Raw genomic sequence first — 14,068 nt, forward strand, 5'->3', positions numbered from 1 at the left:
CGTGGGCAGCCCCGGGACGTTGCGGATCTACCTCGGGGCTGCCCCCGGCGTGGGCAAGACCTACAAGATGCTCGAAGAGGGACGCCGCCGGGCCGAACGCGGCGCGGACGTCGTCATCGGCTTCGTCGAAACCCACGGACGCGCCGAGACGGCCGCCCAGATCCGCGGCCTGGAGGTCGTTCCCCGGCGAACCCTCACCTACCGTGACGTCCCTTTCGACGAGATGGATCTCGACGCCGTGCTCGCCCGGCGCCCGGAGATCGCGCTGGTCGACGAACTGGCCCACACCAACGTCCCGGGCAGCAGGCACGAGAAGCGCTGGCAGGACGTCCGGGCGCTGCTCGACGCCGGCATCCACGTCTTGTCGACGGTGAACGTCCAGCACCTGGAGTCGCTCAACGACGTCGTCGAGGCCATCACCGGCGTCCCGCAACGCGAAACCATCCCGGACGCCGTCGTGCGCGCCGCCGACCAGGTCGAGCTCGTCGACATGGCCCCCGACGCCCTGCGCCGCCGGATGGCCCACGGCAACATCTACCAGGCCGACAAGATCGACGCCGCGCTCGGCAACTACTTCCGCGTCGGCAACCTCACCGCGCTCCGCGAGCTCGCGCTGCTGTGGACGGCCGACAAGGTCGACGAAGCGCTGCGCAAGTACCGCGACGAACACGACATCGACAGCGTCTGGGAGGCCCGCGAACGGGTCGTCGTGGCGGTCACCGGCGGCCCCGAAGGCGACACGCTCATCCGCCGGGCCGCCCGCATCGCCGCGCGGTCGCAACAGGGCGAACTGCTCGCCGTGCACATCTCGCGCAGTGACGGGCTGACCGGCGCCGATCCCGTGCGCCTGGAGAAGCAGCGGGACCTGACCGAAAGTCTCGGTGGCACGTTCCACGCCGTGGTCGGCGACGACGTGCCCACCGCCCTGCTCGACTTCGCCCGCGGGGCCAACGCCACCCAGCTCGTCCTCGGCACCAGCCGGCGCCCCCGCTGGCAACGAGCCGTCTCCGAGGGCATCGGCACCCGGGTCATCACCGAATCCGGCCGCATCGACGTCCACATGGTGACGCACTCGCAGGCCGGCGGGGTCTGGAAACCCCGGCTGCCGAAGCTCACCGGCGGCCTCACCGCCCGCCGGCGCTGGTACGGGTTCGCGCTGGCGCTTCTCGGGCTGCCGCTGCTCACGCTGGTGCTGAAACTCGCCGAGGGCCACCTCGACCTGTCCAGCGAACTGTTGCTCTACCTGGGCTTCATCGTCCTCGTCGCGCTCGTCGGCGGCGGCTACCCGGCGGTGTTCGCCGCGGCTGCCGGCACGCTGCTGGTGAACTGGTTCTTCACCCCACCCGTGCGCACGTTCACGATCGCCGAGTTCGACAACCTCGTCGCGCTGGGAGTGTTCGTCCTGGTCGCTCTGTCGGTCGCGTGGGTGGTCGATGTCTCCGCCCGGCGGCGCAGGCAGGCGTCCCGGGCCCAGGCGGAGGCCGAGATGCTGTCGGCGTTGAGCCGTGGGGTGCTGGCCGGCGGCCGGGCCCTGCCGAGCCTCCTCGAACAGGTCCGGGACGCCTTCGGTCAAGAGTCGGTGAGCCTGCTCGAACGGGTCGGCAGCCGGTGGGAGGTGGTGGGATGCGTCGGCGGGCCGCCCTGTCTCGCCCTGGACGAAGGTGACGCCGACATGGCCGTCACCGACACCCTCCACCTCGTCCTGCGCGGACGACGGCTACCGGCTTCCGACCGGCGGGTGCTTGCCGCGTTCGCGGCCCAGGCCGCGGTCGTCCTGCGGCAGTCCCGCCTCAGCGCCCAGGCCGCCGAAGCGGCCGACCTCGCCGAAGGCAACCGCATGCGCACCGCGCTGCTCGCCGCGGTCAGCCACGACCTCCGCACGCCGCTGGCGTCGATCAAAGCGTCGGTGACCGCGCTGCGCTCCCCCTCCGTCACCCTCGATGACGACGACGTCGACGAACTGCACGCGACCATCGACGAATCCGCCGACCAGCTCAACGCGCTCATCGACAACCTGCTCGACATGAGCCGCCTGCAAACCGGCGCGGTGAACCCGCTGCGGCGCCTGATCAGCCTCGACGAGGTCGTGCCCGGCGCCGTCGCGGGCGCGGACCGCCTCACGCCCGCACGGCACCCCGAGGTCGCCGTCAACATCTCCGAGTCCCTGCCGCCCGTCCTCGCCGACCCCGGGCTACTCGAACGGGCGCTCGCCAACCTCGTCAGCAACGCCGTCCGGCACGGCGGCGGGAGACCGATGGCCATTCGCGCCAGCGCCCTCGCCGACCGCGTCGAGATCCGCGTCGTCGACACCGGGCCGGGCGTGCCCGAAGCCGACCGCGACCGCATCTTCGGCGCCTTCCAGCGCCTCGGCGACCGGCCCGACGGTAACGGCGTCGGGCTCGGCCTCGCCGTCGCCCGGGGTTTCATCGAGACGATGGGCGGCACGCTCGAACCCGAAGACACCCCCGGCGGAGGCCTGACCATGGTCGTCTCCCTCCCCACGAAGAACCCGCCCGCGGAGGGCCGATAGCCCTCATCGGCAGGTGGGGCGCACGAGGTCCTCCGGAGTCGGGTCGTTGATGGCCCGCTGCCCGCCGGTCCGCAGGTCGACGCCGGGCTGCCCGGACGACGTCGACCCCAGCGCCACATAACCGTTCCGGGGGGTCACTACCGCCAGCACCACGCCGGCGGGCGAGTCCGGACGGCTGGTATCGAACAGATCGACCGGGGTGTGCACGATCTGCCGGCCGGAGCGATCGCCTCCTGGCGCGTCCACTTGCACCTGGAACTGGAGTGCTGAGGCGGTCGGCCGGGAGTCGCCGCCGCCGTATCGCACGAGTACCAGCACCAGTTCGCACGACTCGGGAACGTCCGGCAGCTCACGGCCGCCTTCCCAGCCGACGTCGCTGAGGCCGGCCGGCTTCACCCCGACCGCGACCCGGGACACCAGCACGTCATACGTCCGGCCCCCGACGAAACCCAGGTCCGGCGAGACGTCGACGAGCGGCACTCGGGCCAGCCGGCCGAATTCGGCGACGTCGCCGCCGCGGCAGCACGTGAGCACGAGCATCGGCGGCGAGGACGACGACGTGCGGTCGCGAGGCAGCGCGAACAGCGCGAAGCCGCCGAGCACCACGAGTAGGACGGCGACGCCGGCCGCGGCTCGCGTCCCTCGGCTGTTCCACTTCACGGTCCGCAGGCTGCCGGGGCCCGATATACGGGCGCTACACAGCCGGCCCTGGTGGCTCCGCGGCGCGGCGTCCCGTCCACCGGAAACGCAACCAAGGGTTGCGCCTCGACGTGGTGTTCGCTACGGTCGTCGCAACCAAAGGTTGCAGGAAGTCGTCGATCGGAGAGGAGCAACCAGGTGGACGACGATCAGCCCGCCCGGGCGGCGGCTCCGCTGACGGCGGTCGAATCAGCGTGGGACGCCCGGCTGGAACGGATCAAGCGCATCGCCGAGGCGATCCGGTGCCCACGACAGCACTGACGGAAGGAACGCCATGGAGTACGGAAGCATCGAGCGTGAGCTGCACATCGACGCCACCCCCGAGGTGGTCTACGAGGTGATCAGCTCCCCGGAGCACCTGCGCGAGTGGTGGCCGGACGACGTCGACCTCGACCCGGTCCCCGGCGCCACCGGCTCGATCACCTTCGGCGACCCGGCCTCGCCGGACGCGAAGGTCGAGGAGCTCACGATCGTGGACGCCGACCCGCCCCGGCGGTTCTCGTTCCGCTGGGTCTACGACCAGGGACCGGCCACCGAGGCGAACTCCCTCCTGGTCACCTTCGACCTCACTCCGAACGAGGGCGGCACCCGGCTGCGTTTCACCGAGACCGGTTTCCGGGAGATCGGGTGGGAGGCCGCCGTGCTGGAGGAGGCCTACCTCGACCACGTCCGCGGCTGGGACCACTTCCTGCCGCGCCTGGTCACGTGTGCCGACCGCCTGGTCGCACAGCGGTGACGACCCAGATCGACGACGACCTCTGGTCGGCGATCGGCGACCCCACCCGGCGGCGGATGCTCGACCTCCTTCTGGCTGAGGACGGCGGCACCGCGACCACGCTCAGCCGGCAGTTGCCGGTCACCCGGCAGGCGGTGGCCAAACACCTCACCGTGCTGGACGCCGTCGGCCTGGTGCGGATGACGTCGGCCGGGCGGGAGCGCCGCTACGAGATCGACCAGGCGCAGTTCGCCCGGGCCGTCGCCCAGCTGACCGCCGTCGGCGCGACCTGGGACGCCCGGCTCGGACGCATCAAGCGTCTCGCCGAACGAATTCAGCGCGACGTTCAGCAGTAGTTACCCGGAAGGAATCTCCGATGACCACAGTGCACACCGAGCGGGGCTACTCCACGTCGTACACCGTCGAGCAGCCGGCGGAGGACGTCTACGCCGCCGTTCTCGACGTCCGGGGCTGGTGGACCGGTCGGATCGACGGGCCCACCGACGAACTGGAGGGCGAATTCACCTACCGGCACCCACCGCAGCACTACAGCCGTCAGCGCGTCGTGGAGCTAACTCCGGGACGCCGCGTGGTGTGGCGCGTCACCGACAGCCGCCTCGCGTTCGTCTCCGAGCCGGGCGAGTGGACCGGCAGCGAGATCGTGTTCGACATCGCGTCCGTGGCCGACGGCACCGAACTGCGCTTCACCCACCTCGGGCTGGTGCCGGACGTGGAGTGCTTCGACGCGTGCTCCACGGCCTGGCTGCATTACGTCAACGGCAGCCTGCGCAGCCTGATCACCACCGGAACGGGTCTGCCGGATCCCTGGTGAGGCTCAGTGGCCCGGCGCGGCCTCGCCGTGGTGGGTGGGTCCGTCTTCGGAGTTGGCCTGATTCAGCCGCAAAGCCTCCTGCAACTGATCCTCCAACACCAGGATCCGGCACGCGGCATCCAACGCCACGCCCTGATCAACAAGCTCCCGAGCCCGCGCCGCCAGCCGCAACTGCGACCGCGAAAAACGCCGATGCCCACCCGCCGAACGCATCGGCGTAATCAACTTCAATTCACCCAAACTACGCAAAAAACCCTGCGACGTACCGAGAATCTCCGCCGCACGACCCATCGTGTACGCCGGAAAATCCTCATCACCGAACATGTCCCCGGAATCTCCGGCCATGCCACCTCCACGTCTGGGCCCCGGCGCTACAAGCGCCGGGGCCCAGGAAAAACGGGTCAAATAACACACCATCTACCGACTAAGAACGTCGGCCTACTTATCCGCGCCCTACAACGGGGCGTGAGGATCGCGTCAGCGTGACCGGAGACCACCTCTCGTTCGATGGAAACAACGGTGTCCGCCCTCGACCGATGGCGGGCGATCCAACGGTGTCAGACCCCTTTCCTCTCGACTGTGCTGAACTCTGATCCCTCGGCGCCCGCGGCCTCACGCGACTTCACCGGCCCGGACGCCCATCCCTGCACGGTTGGGGTCGCCTCCGAGACGAATCCAGGCTTCCCCACTTGCCGCACGTGCTTTCTTTCTGCGTTCTCTTCTCTCGACGTCAGGAACATTAACCGGCGAGCGGGAGCATGTCTAGTCTCGTCGCCATAGATTTTCTCCGCGCCGGATCGAGATCCGGGTCCGGGTCAGCTCGACGCCGGACTCCTGTGCTCTTCCGGCGCGACGCTGTTCGCGGTGACGGCCGTCGTCGCCGGGCGGACTCGACACCGCAGGCGCCCGGCCCGCGGTCGCGGTCGGCGGTCGCGGTCGCGGTCGAAACCGAGAAGACAGCGCTGAGACGATCAAGCGATGGACACGGAAGAGCCGGTGAAATGGGCGCCCGGACTCCGGCTGTCGGCGGACACCGGTCCCGCGGCATGGATCGAGACGGCCCTGGCCGCAGCCCGGCCGGGCACCGTGGCGGCGATGGTGCCGACGGTGTTCGCCGCCTACGCCCGGGTGCTACCGCCGACGTACGCACCGGACGACGAGGGCCGCTTCCGATGGTCCGAGATCGCGGCCGGCCGAGGCGTCGCCCTCACGGCCGAAACCCGCTTCGACGACCTGGTCGCCGGCGACGGGCGCTGGGGCCGGCCCTCGGACGGCGGACTCGACGCGCGAGAGACGACTCTGCTGGCCACGGTGCTCTCGGACTTCACCGACGCCTCGGACGAGGCGTTCTTCTGCCTCTGGGAAGGCCTGGGCCTGGAAGAGACCGAAGCACTCAAGGATCGCGCGACCCGCGTCCGGACTCCGCACCGCGCCTACCACCTGCTCACCGGCCCGGTGTCCGCGGCGGCGGTACTGCCGGGTTCGGTCGAATGGAGATGCGCCGGCCTGTGGTGGCCCGCCGATCGGGCCTGGCTCGTCGCGACCGACATCGACGGCTACCTGACCTACGTCGGCGGCAGCTCCGAGGCGATTCGGGCCCTCAGGACCCACCCCGCTCTCGACGTCGTCGGCGTCGAGAGCGCGACACCGCTCGATCCCAGCTACGGCTGATCCCGCCCGATCCCGACTTCGAGGCGGCACGCGCGTCGGGTCTGGTCACGCCCGCAGATGCCTCGTTCGGGTGGCGCATCCGTCCGCGGCCAACGCCCCGGTGGCGAGAGCGGCCGCCAGCAACGTTCGGCGCGAGTAATTATTCGTCATCATGATTAAAAAAATCCACTGCAGGTGTGAACGACACGACCTCTCTCGGAAATCGGGGCCCTGGACGGCCCACCGTGGCCGCCACCAGGCGGCAGCAGATCGTCAGCGCCTTCCTCGCGCTGGTCGGAGAGAAAGGGCTCGCGACGGTGAGCCTGGACGACATCGCGAGCGCCTCCGGGGTACAGCGCTCCGTCATGCGCCACTACGTGGGCAACCGCGCGCAGCTCGTGCGCGCGGCAGCGGCGGACCTCGTGGCGCGCTACACCGAGTTGATCAGGACCGCGGTCGGGGAGGAGCCGAGCGCGCAGGAAGCCATCCGCTATCTGTTCAGCCGGCAGTGGGTGGCCGCGAACGAGGTCGAAGGCCGCGCCTTCGACGAACTCTTCCACGAAGCCATGCGCGACCCGGACCTCCGTCTACAGCTACGCGACGCCTACGGCCTTCTGGTGGACGAGCTAGCCGCGGCCATCCGGCGAACCCGCCCCGCCGCGCCCGCGGACGAAATCGCGTACCAGATCGTCTGTCTGGCCGAACACAGCTCCACCATGCAGCAACTGGGATTTGCTCCCGAACAAGCAGCGGCCGCGGAAGCGCTCGCCCTGCGGCTCATCGGCTAGCAAGTACTGGGTCGTGGGGGGGACGAGCTACGGCTCCCCGAGCTCGACGGGCCGGTACACCCCGGCGATGCGATCCACATTGACTGACGCTCGCTCAGTAACTAGGTTCGCAACCCCTGGCACCGACCGATCCTCAGAGCCGCGCACCACCCCGGGGCCAGGAGACGGTTCCGCTGCCGCGCAGTGGCAGATGCACCTGATCGTCCGAGTTGAGCAACCGCACCACGGCGACGCGTCAGCACGCGGGCCGCGGAGGAGGTCAACGATGATCAAACGGTTAGTGGTAATGCTCGTCGTGGTGGTCACGATCGGCGCGGTCGCGAGCCCCGCTCGTGCGCAGACGCACTACACCGGCACGTTGACGAGCGGCGCGACTTGGGTCGCGGACGTCCCGGCCGGCTGGAACGGGACGATGATCCTCTACAGCCACGGCTTCGGGCCCCTCACCGCCCAGAACGCCCCCGACGACGAGACCCGTTCGGCGCTGCTCGCGGAAGGGTACGGACTCGTCGGATCGTCCTACTCCGGCCGGTCCTGGTGGGCCCTCTCGAGCGCGCTCGACGACCAGTTCGGCGCGCTCGCCGCGATCGAGAAGAGAGTCGGTGACGCCCGCCGCACCATCGCCTGGGGCACCTCGATGGGTGGACTGATCAGCGCGCTGCAAGCGGAGCGGGGCGCCGGGCGCATCGACGGCAGCCTCACCACGTGCGGGCTGGTCGGTGGCGCACTCAACCTCGGCAACTATCAACTCGACGGCGAGTGGGCACTGGTCCGGCTGCTCGACGCCAAGGCCCGGCTCGTCGACTACCCGACGTCCGCGGCCGGCACCGCCGCCGCGACAGCGCTCAGCTCGGCGATCACCGCCGCGCAGCGCACGCCCGCCGGCCGGGCCCGCGTCTCGCTGGCCGCGGCGCTGTTCAACACACCCGGATGGTTCACCGGCGCCACGCCACCCGCTCCGACCGACTACTCCGGTCAGCAAGCACAGCAGGCCGCTGAACTCAGCCAGTTCGTGCTCGGCTTCATCGTCCCCGGCCGCTACCAGATCGAACTGGCCGCCGGCGGCAACAGCTCGTACAACGCGGGCGTGAACTATGCCGCTCTGCTGCACGGGAACCCTCGCGAACAGCAGGTCCGCACCCTCTACCGCCACGCCGGACTCGACCTCTCCGCCGACCTCGCGACGCTCACCCGAGACGCCACTGTCATGGCCGACCCCCACGCCGTCGCGACGCTACGCCGCACCTCGGTGCCGACCGGGCATCTCCGCGTGCCGGAGCTGAGCATCCACACCACGGCAGACCAGCTCATCCCGGTCGAACACGAAAACTGGTACGCGCGGACCGTCGCACACGCCGACAAGACCCGGCTGCTACGGCAAGGCTACGTACGCGCGACCGGGCACTGCGCGTTCCGTCCCGCCGAGACCATCGGCGCCCTGCACGTCCTGGAGAAACGGATACAGACCGGCCGTTGGGCGCCGACCACCGCGGCCGCGCTGAACCGCGCCGCACGCGCGACCACCCTCGGCGAGGGACGCTACGTGTCGTTCCGTCCCGCACCGCTCACTGGGGCGCGCCGCTGACCGAACGCCACAGTCCAGATCGGGTCGGCCCGGGCCCCGATGCAGCTGATCCACCTCCCGGCGTCAGGAGATCGCGGCCAGCACGTCGACGCGCGCGGCCCGGAGAGCGGGCCACACCGACGCGACGACGCCCGCGAACGCGGCCAGGCCGAGGTAGCCGGCGAGCTGCGGCCAGGGTACGGCCAGCGTAGTCACGCCCTGGCCGGCGAGCGCCCGGACCGTGGCCGCACCCAGCCCGGCGCCGACCAGCACCCCGAGCAGGGCGCCCAAGGCCGAAACGAGCGTGGCCTCCACCATCACCATCCCGATGGTCTGGTCACGGCGGAGCCCGACCGCCCGCAGCAGGCCGAGCTCGCGACCCCGCTCCAGGATCGAGAGAGCCACGGTGTTCACCACGCCGAGCACCGCGATCAGGATGGCCAGCGCCAGCAGGAGCTGGACCGTGCCGAGAACGGCGCCGGCCTTGGCGTTCTGCTGTGCGCTGTACTCGTGCCGGTCGAACACCCCGGCCTCCGGGTTCGCGGCGAGCAACGCGGCGAGGCCGGTGCGGGCCGCGGCGACGTCGGCCCCGGGGCGCAGCGTGACGAACGCCTGGGTCGGCTGAGCGACGCGGAAGCCCGGCGCGGTCGAGGCCGGCAGCAACCAGCCGTTGACCAGGTCGGTGTCGGTGTAGACGCCGGCCAGGGTGAACCGGCGGACACCACCCCGGGGTAGCTGGACGCTGACCGGATCGCCGATCCGCAGGCCGGTGCCCGCGACGGTGCGCTGGTCGGCCACGACCTGGTGGTCGCCGAGCGTCCCGAGCCGGCCCTGCGCGGCCGTGAGGCTCAGCGCGTCGCGCAGGGCCGGCAGGTCGGTGACCGCCTCGACGTAGGCCCGCTGCCCGTCGACGAGGCCCGCACCCTCGTACAGACCGGTCACCCCGGCCACCGACGGGAGCGTGGACGCCTTGGTCAGCACGGCGGGATCGAACGGTGCCCTGGTGTTGCCGCCCGACGCTCCGGTCACGATCAGCTCGGCCGTGATCTGACGGTCGACCAGCCGGCCGACGCTTCGGGTGGCGGACACGATCACGGTCGAGACCCCGGCCACCAGCGCGACGGTGACCATCAGGGCGGCCGCGGTGATCGCGGTCCGGCGGGGATTGCGGCGCGCGTTGTGCCGGGCCAGCCGGCCGGGCACCGACCAGCCCACCGCCCGGCCGAGCAGGCCGACCGCGGGCCGGGTGATCTGCGGGGTGAGCAGCGCCGTCCCGAGCAGCGTCAGCAGGACACCGGCGAAGATCAGCGCCAGCGAGTTCTCGCCGGGCCGGGCCAGGCCACCGCCCAGCAGGCCGGCCGCGGCCACGGTCGTCAGCGCGCCGGCCACCGTCAGCCGGGTCAGCGGGCGGTCCGGAGTCGCCGCCTCGCGCATCGCCGCGATCGGGAGCACCTTCGACGCGGCCACCGCCGGGATCAACGCCGCGGCCACCGTAACGACCAGGCCCACCGCGAACGAGCCGGCGACGGCGGAGGCGGGCACCCCCACCTGGACGGAGTCCAGCCCCCTCCTGGCGCCGTATCCGTAGGCCAGACCCGCGCCGACCGCGATCCCGGCGACCAGCCCGGCCACCGAGGCGAAGAGCCCGACCACCGAGGCCTCCACCACGAGCGAACCGACGAGCTGCCGACGGCCCGCGCTCAGCGCCCGGAACAGCGCCAGCTCCCCGGTCCGCTGCGCGACGAGGATCGAGAACGTGTTCAGCACCAGGAACGCGCCCACGAACAGCGAGACGCCCGCGAAGCCGAGCAGCAGCGAGCTGAGGAACCCCATCGTCTGCTGATACTTCGCCGCGGACTCCCGGCCCAGCTCGGCGCCGGTGCGCACGGTGTACGCCGGGCCGAGCGTGGTGGCGAGCCGTTCGCGGAGGGAAGCCACGGAGACCCCCCTCGCCGCGGTCACCGACACGGACGAGTAGGAGCCCGGTTCCCCGACCATCAGCGCCTGCGCGACCGGCCGGCTGAACGCGACGATCTGTGTACCGTTTCCGCCGCCGTCCGGCGTGAAGAGCCCGACCACCGTGAAGACGCGCCGCGGCCGGAGCGTCAGCACACCGGCCCGGTCCCCCACCTGGATCCCGGCGGCGCGGGCCAGCGCCGCGTCGAGGGCCATCTCGGAGTCCGCCCGCGGTCCCCGGCCCGCCGCGAGCCGAACGCGGCCGGCCTCCGACGGCCAGTCGACCCCGAGCCGCGGCATCCCGGAGGACGCCACCACCTTGCCGTGCACGCCGATCAACCGCGCACCGTCGACCGACACCACCCCGACCGCCCGCGCCACCCCCGGCACGGCCCCGATCCGCGCGACGGCCGATGCCGGCACCGGCCCCGCTCCGAGCGGCCCCCGCACGCCGACCGACACGTCGGGCTGCCCCGGCAGACCGGCGAAACGGGCTTCGGCCGAGCGACCCAGCGTGTCGGTGAGGACGAACGACCCGGACACGAACATGACCCCGAGCACCACCGCGAGCCCCGACAGCACCAACCGGCGCCGTCGCCCCAGCAGCCCCTTGAACGTCGCGCGCAGCATCTGAGTCCCTTGTGTACCAACGGTCAGCAACACGCTCATCCTCGGTGCGGCGGGGCCGGACGGCGTCCGCCCCCGGGTGGAGACCCCACCCAGGGGTCGACCGGAGCCGCCCTCAGGGATCCCCCTGACCGACTGCTGCCCGGACCTCCCGCCGGCGCGTCAGCGGGCGGCCTCCCTCAACGCGTCGACGAGAACGCCGATCGTCACGTCCACCTGGTTGAGGACGACGTCGTTGAGCACCTCGAAGTCGGGACGGAGCGCGTCCGCGACCGACCGGGCGTGCGCAGGAGCGCTCCACCAGCTCCGCCACTCCCCGGCGGCGAGGCTGCGCAGGGCGGCGTAGACCCCGAAGCCGCACGCCCGGCGGGAGCACCGCACGCCCGGCGGGAGCACTCCGAGGAGACGTTGAGCCACTTTGTGCCCGCCGGTGGCGAACGAGTGGGCGCGCTCGGTGCCCGCGGTGCCCGCGCGACCGTCTTCGCGCGCTCAGGACGCGCCTGCGCCCGGGTGGATCTCCGCCAGGTCCGCTCCCGGCCGTCGTCATCCGCCGAAGGAGCCCCCATCGCGGGGCGCTGGTCATCGCTCCAGCGCGACAACCAGCCGTCGACCAGCCAAAACACGGTCGGGGTGGCGGGATTTGAACCCACGGCCCCTCGCTCCCAAACCGCCGGGCGCTTCCGACCTACGCGCCCTGCCGGGTTTGCCGCAGCTCAGACGAGGTCGGAGCCGCGGTGCCCTTGAGTCCGCCAAAAGCCACGCCCCCGCCCTGCCCCCGCCGGAGGCGCTGGATAACGCAGCGACCCGACCAACGTGATATCGTGATATCACCGATCAGGTCGGAGGTACGACATGCCCAACATCCTCATCCGGGACTTGACCCAAGAGGCCGTCGACCGCATCGACACAGCGGCCTCCAACCTCGGGCTCTCCCGCAACGAGTACCTTCGCCGCAAGTTCGAGGAAGACATCGCCTCCGCGGGCAAGCAGGCAGTCACCGCCGACGACTGGCACCGCTCCGCCGAGGTGTTCGCCGATCTCGCCGATCCAGCCGTGATGGATGCTGCGTGGCGGTAACGAGCTGGTTGATCGACAAGTCCGCCTACGTCCGGCTGCAACTCGACCAGGCCGCCAACCGTGATGAATGGAGCGCGCGGATAAGCCGCGGGCTCGTTCGGCTCTCCACGATCACCCGACTCGAGCTCGGTTTCTCTGCGCGTTCTGGGGAAGCCGCCCACGCGCAGTTTGCCCTTCCGCCGCTGTCGTTGATGCCGATTGAGCACCTGACGCCCGCGATCGAAGACCGGGCCTTCGAGGTACAGATGCTGCTGGCCGACCGCGGCCAGCACCGCGCCCCGTCGATCCCTGATCTCTTGATCGCAGCGACCGCCGAGAAGGCAGGGTTGACGGTCCTCGCCGTCGACAAGGACTTCGATCTCATCGCCACCATCACCAACCAACGTGTCGAAACCCTGAGCGGCTGAACCAGGCTTGCCTGCTCGCCAGCCAGCAGCACTTCGATTCCGCTTCTGGACCGATGAACTGTTTAGCCCCGGGTTTCATAGAGGGCCATCGCCGACGAAGGCACATTGACCTTGATCCCGACTATCCGCACCACCGGCCGCACGGCACGGCGGGTCCTAGCCGCACACAGCAACGTACTCGTGCGGGGCGTCGAGGCAGGACGTTACCTCGGCTTTGGAGATAATCCGGTCGAGGCGTTCGGTGAGTTCGCCGGGGTCGGGTTGCAGCTGTTCGCACAGGTGGAGGTGGACCCGGCGCACCCTTTCACCCATCTCCTCCGGGACGCCGTCGTAGTGTTCCCAGTCGTCGAACAAGTGGGCGGCCAACCCATCCCAGAGGCCTGCGGCGTACTCGGCCAGGAGCATGGCCGGTATCGACGCCGGCCGCTCGGCGACGGTCTCCAGTTCGCCGATGAGCTTTTCACCCGCGGTCACGACATCGTGCATGTCCCACCTGCCGGTGATCGCCTCGGCGGCGATGGCGCTCAGGCTGCGTCGTAATTGATCTGCGTCGGCCTGAGTCAGTGGGCCCAGCTCACCGGCCTCCACCAGCAGCCGGGTCCGCAGCCGGGGGTCGGCCGCGGCGAAGGTCGCCACCAATACCGCCAACCGACGACGAGACAGCTTCTCGGCGACCTCGGTGAGCTCGCGAACCTGAGGAGCGAGTACCGCCGCTGACGGTGGGACTGCCGCCGATGACCAGGCGAAGCCGCCGCGCAACGCGCGCAGGGCCACGGCCACCGCGTGGATGCACAGGTCCTCACGGCCGGCGAAAGAGTCGGCGCGCTCCACGTCGCACTCGCACTCGGTGCTCAGGCAACCATCGACCACACCGACCCACACGTCCACGCCGCGACCCCGCCCCGCCCGGACGCTGGCCGTCGCGCCCCCACCTGCCTCGCTGACCTCGCCGACCGCAGCGGAAGACAACAACTGCTCCGCCGCCGCGAACGCCTCAGCATCGACCGCACTGGCTACCATGCTCTCGTTCAAGCGCACCGCCACCGGGACATTCAAGCGCATCGAGCACACGGCCTAGCACCCACCGCGTTTGCGAGCGGGAGGTCTGCCGAGGCAGCAACGCAAGAGGACATCAGAATGTTGCCGGGCGCAGAATTCCGTGCGCGAGGTCGCAGGCCGCCATCGGCGGATGAACGCACATGATCCGCACCTACCCGCCGTAC

14 protein-coding genes and 1 pseudogene are annotated in these 14,068 nt (G+C 70.8%); 10 read left to right on the top strand and 5 right to left on the bottom strand.

The annotated features are described in order from the left end of the window. The first annotated feature begins 1 nt into the window (after nt 1). A complete protein-coding gene (locus tag ACIBZJ_RS14190; RefSeq protein WP_395929340.1) occupies nt 2-2,530 on the top strand; it encodes an ATP-binding protein in 2,529 nt (842 codons plus the stop codon). A gap of 3 nt (nt 2,531-2,533) precedes the next feature. Here the strand turns inward: ACIBZJ_RS14190 and ACIBZJ_RS14195 are convergent, their stop codons facing one another. After that, nucleotides 2,534-3,190 carry a hypothetical protein gene (locus tag ACIBZJ_RS14195; RefSeq protein WP_395929342.1) on the bottom strand — a complete coding sequence of 219 codons (657 nt, stop codon included), beginning with the start codon at nt 3,188-3,190 and terminating at the stop codon, nt 2,534-2,536. 162 nt (nt 3,191-3,352) lie between these two features. Between ACIBZJ_RS14195 and ACIBZJ_RS14200 the strand changes: the two are divergent. From ACIBZJ_RS14200 to ACIBZJ_RS14215, 4 genes and pseudogenes are all read left to right on the top strand, one after another. After that, a pseudogene (locus ACIBZJ_RS14200) lies at nt 3,353-3,490 on the top strand (transcriptional regulator); the annotation flags it as partial. Between the two features lie 13 nt (nt 3,491-3,503). Continuing rightward, a complete protein-coding gene (locus ACIBZJ_RS14205) occupies nt 3,504-3,965 on the top strand; it encodes an SRPBCC family protein (protein WP_395929344.1) in 462 nt (153 codons plus the stop codon). After that, on the top strand, nt 3,962-4,300 hold the full coding sequence (locus ACIBZJ_RS14210; RefSeq protein ID WP_395929346.1) for an ArsR/SmtB family transcription factor: 339 nt from the start codon (nt 3,962-3,964) through the stop codon (nt 4,298-4,300). Before ACIBZJ_RS14205 ends, ACIBZJ_RS14210 begins: the two co-directional genes overlap by 4 nt. A 20-nt stretch (nt 4,301-4,320) precedes the next feature. Next, nucleotides 4,321-4,776, top strand: coding sequence for an SRPBCC domain-containing protein (locus tag ACIBZJ_RS14215; protein WP_395929348.1), 456 nt, complete (start codon nt 4,321-4,323; stop codon nt 4,774-4,776). Between the two features lie 3 nt (nt 4,777-4,779). Here the strand turns inward: ACIBZJ_RS14215 and ACIBZJ_RS14220 are convergent, their stop codons facing one another. After that, nucleotides 4,780-5,121: a MerR family transcriptional regulator gene (locus ACIBZJ_RS14220; RefSeq protein ID WP_395929350.1), complete on the bottom strand. Its 342-nt coding sequence runs from the start codon at nt 5,119-5,121 to the stop codon at nt 4,780-4,782. 633 nt (nt 5,122-5,754) lie between these two features. On the opposite strand from ACIBZJ_RS14220, the gene ACIBZJ_RS14225 reads away from it, so the two are divergent. The 3 genes from ACIBZJ_RS14225 (at nt 5,755) to ACIBZJ_RS14235 (ending at nt 8,799) form a co-directional block, all read left to right on the top strand. Continuing rightward, nucleotides 5,755-6,447 (top strand): hypothetical protein, encoded by a 693-nt coding sequence (locus ACIBZJ_RS14225; protein ID WP_395929352.1) that lies wholly within the window; start codon nt 5,755-5,757, stop codon nt 6,445-6,447. A 176-nt stretch (nt 6,448-6,623) separates the two neighbouring features. Then, nucleotides 6,624-7,214 (top strand): TetR/AcrR family transcriptional regulator, encoded by a 591-nt coding sequence (locus ACIBZJ_RS14230; RefSeq protein WP_395929354.1) that lies wholly within the window; start codon nt 6,624-6,626, stop codon nt 7,212-7,214. A 265-nt stretch (nt 7,215-7,479) separates the two neighbouring features. Continuing rightward, nucleotides 7,480-8,799 carry an alpha/beta hydrolase gene (locus ACIBZJ_RS14235; RefSeq protein WP_395929356.1) on the top strand — a complete coding sequence of 440 codons (1,320 nt, stop codon included), beginning with the start codon at nt 7,480-7,482 and terminating at the stop codon, nt 8,797-8,799. Nucleotides 8,800-8,862: 63 nt separating this feature from the next. Here the strand turns inward: ACIBZJ_RS14235 and ACIBZJ_RS14240 are convergent, their stop codons facing one another. Beyond that, nucleotides 8,863-11,364 carry an ABC transporter permease gene (locus ACIBZJ_RS14240; RefSeq protein ID WP_395929358.1) on the bottom strand — a complete coding sequence of 834 codons (2,502 nt, stop codon included), beginning with the start codon at nt 11,362-11,364 and terminating at the stop codon, nt 8,863-8,865. Between the two features lie 159 nt (nt 11,365-11,523). Next, a complete protein-coding gene (locus tag ACIBZJ_RS14245; RefSeq protein ID WP_395929360.1) occupies nt 11,524-11,778 on the bottom strand; it encodes a hypothetical protein in 255 nt (84 codons plus the stop codon). Between the two features lie 435 nt (nt 11,779-12,213). On the opposite strand from ACIBZJ_RS14245, the gene ACIBZJ_RS14250 reads away from it, so the two are divergent. Continuing rightward, nucleotides 12,214-12,438, top strand: a complete 225-nt coding sequence (locus ACIBZJ_RS14250; protein WP_395929362.1) for a hypothetical protein — start codon at nt 12,214-12,216, stop codon at nt 12,436-12,438. Beyond that, nucleotides 12,429-12,845 carry a PIN domain nuclease gene (locus ACIBZJ_RS14255; protein WP_395929364.1) on the top strand — a complete coding sequence of 139 codons (417 nt, stop codon included), beginning with the start codon at nt 12,429-12,431 and terminating at the stop codon, nt 12,843-12,845. Before ACIBZJ_RS14250 ends, ACIBZJ_RS14255 begins: the two co-directional genes overlap by 10 nt. A 156-nt stretch (nt 12,846-13,001) precedes the next feature. On the opposite strand, the gene ACIBZJ_RS14260 is transcribed toward ACIBZJ_RS14255, so the two are convergent. Beyond that, complete coding sequence (locus ACIBZJ_RS14260; protein WP_395929366.1) at nt 13,002-13,889, bottom strand: hypothetical protein; 888 nt, start codon at nt 13,887-13,889, stop codon at nt 13,002-13,004. Nucleotides 13,890-14,068 lie beyond the last annotated feature (179 nt).

Source organism: Cryptosporangium sp. NPDC051539 (assembly GCF_044454545.1).
Lineage (GTDB): Bacteria > Actinomycetota > Actinomycetes > Mycobacteriales > Cryptosporangiaceae > Cryptosporangium.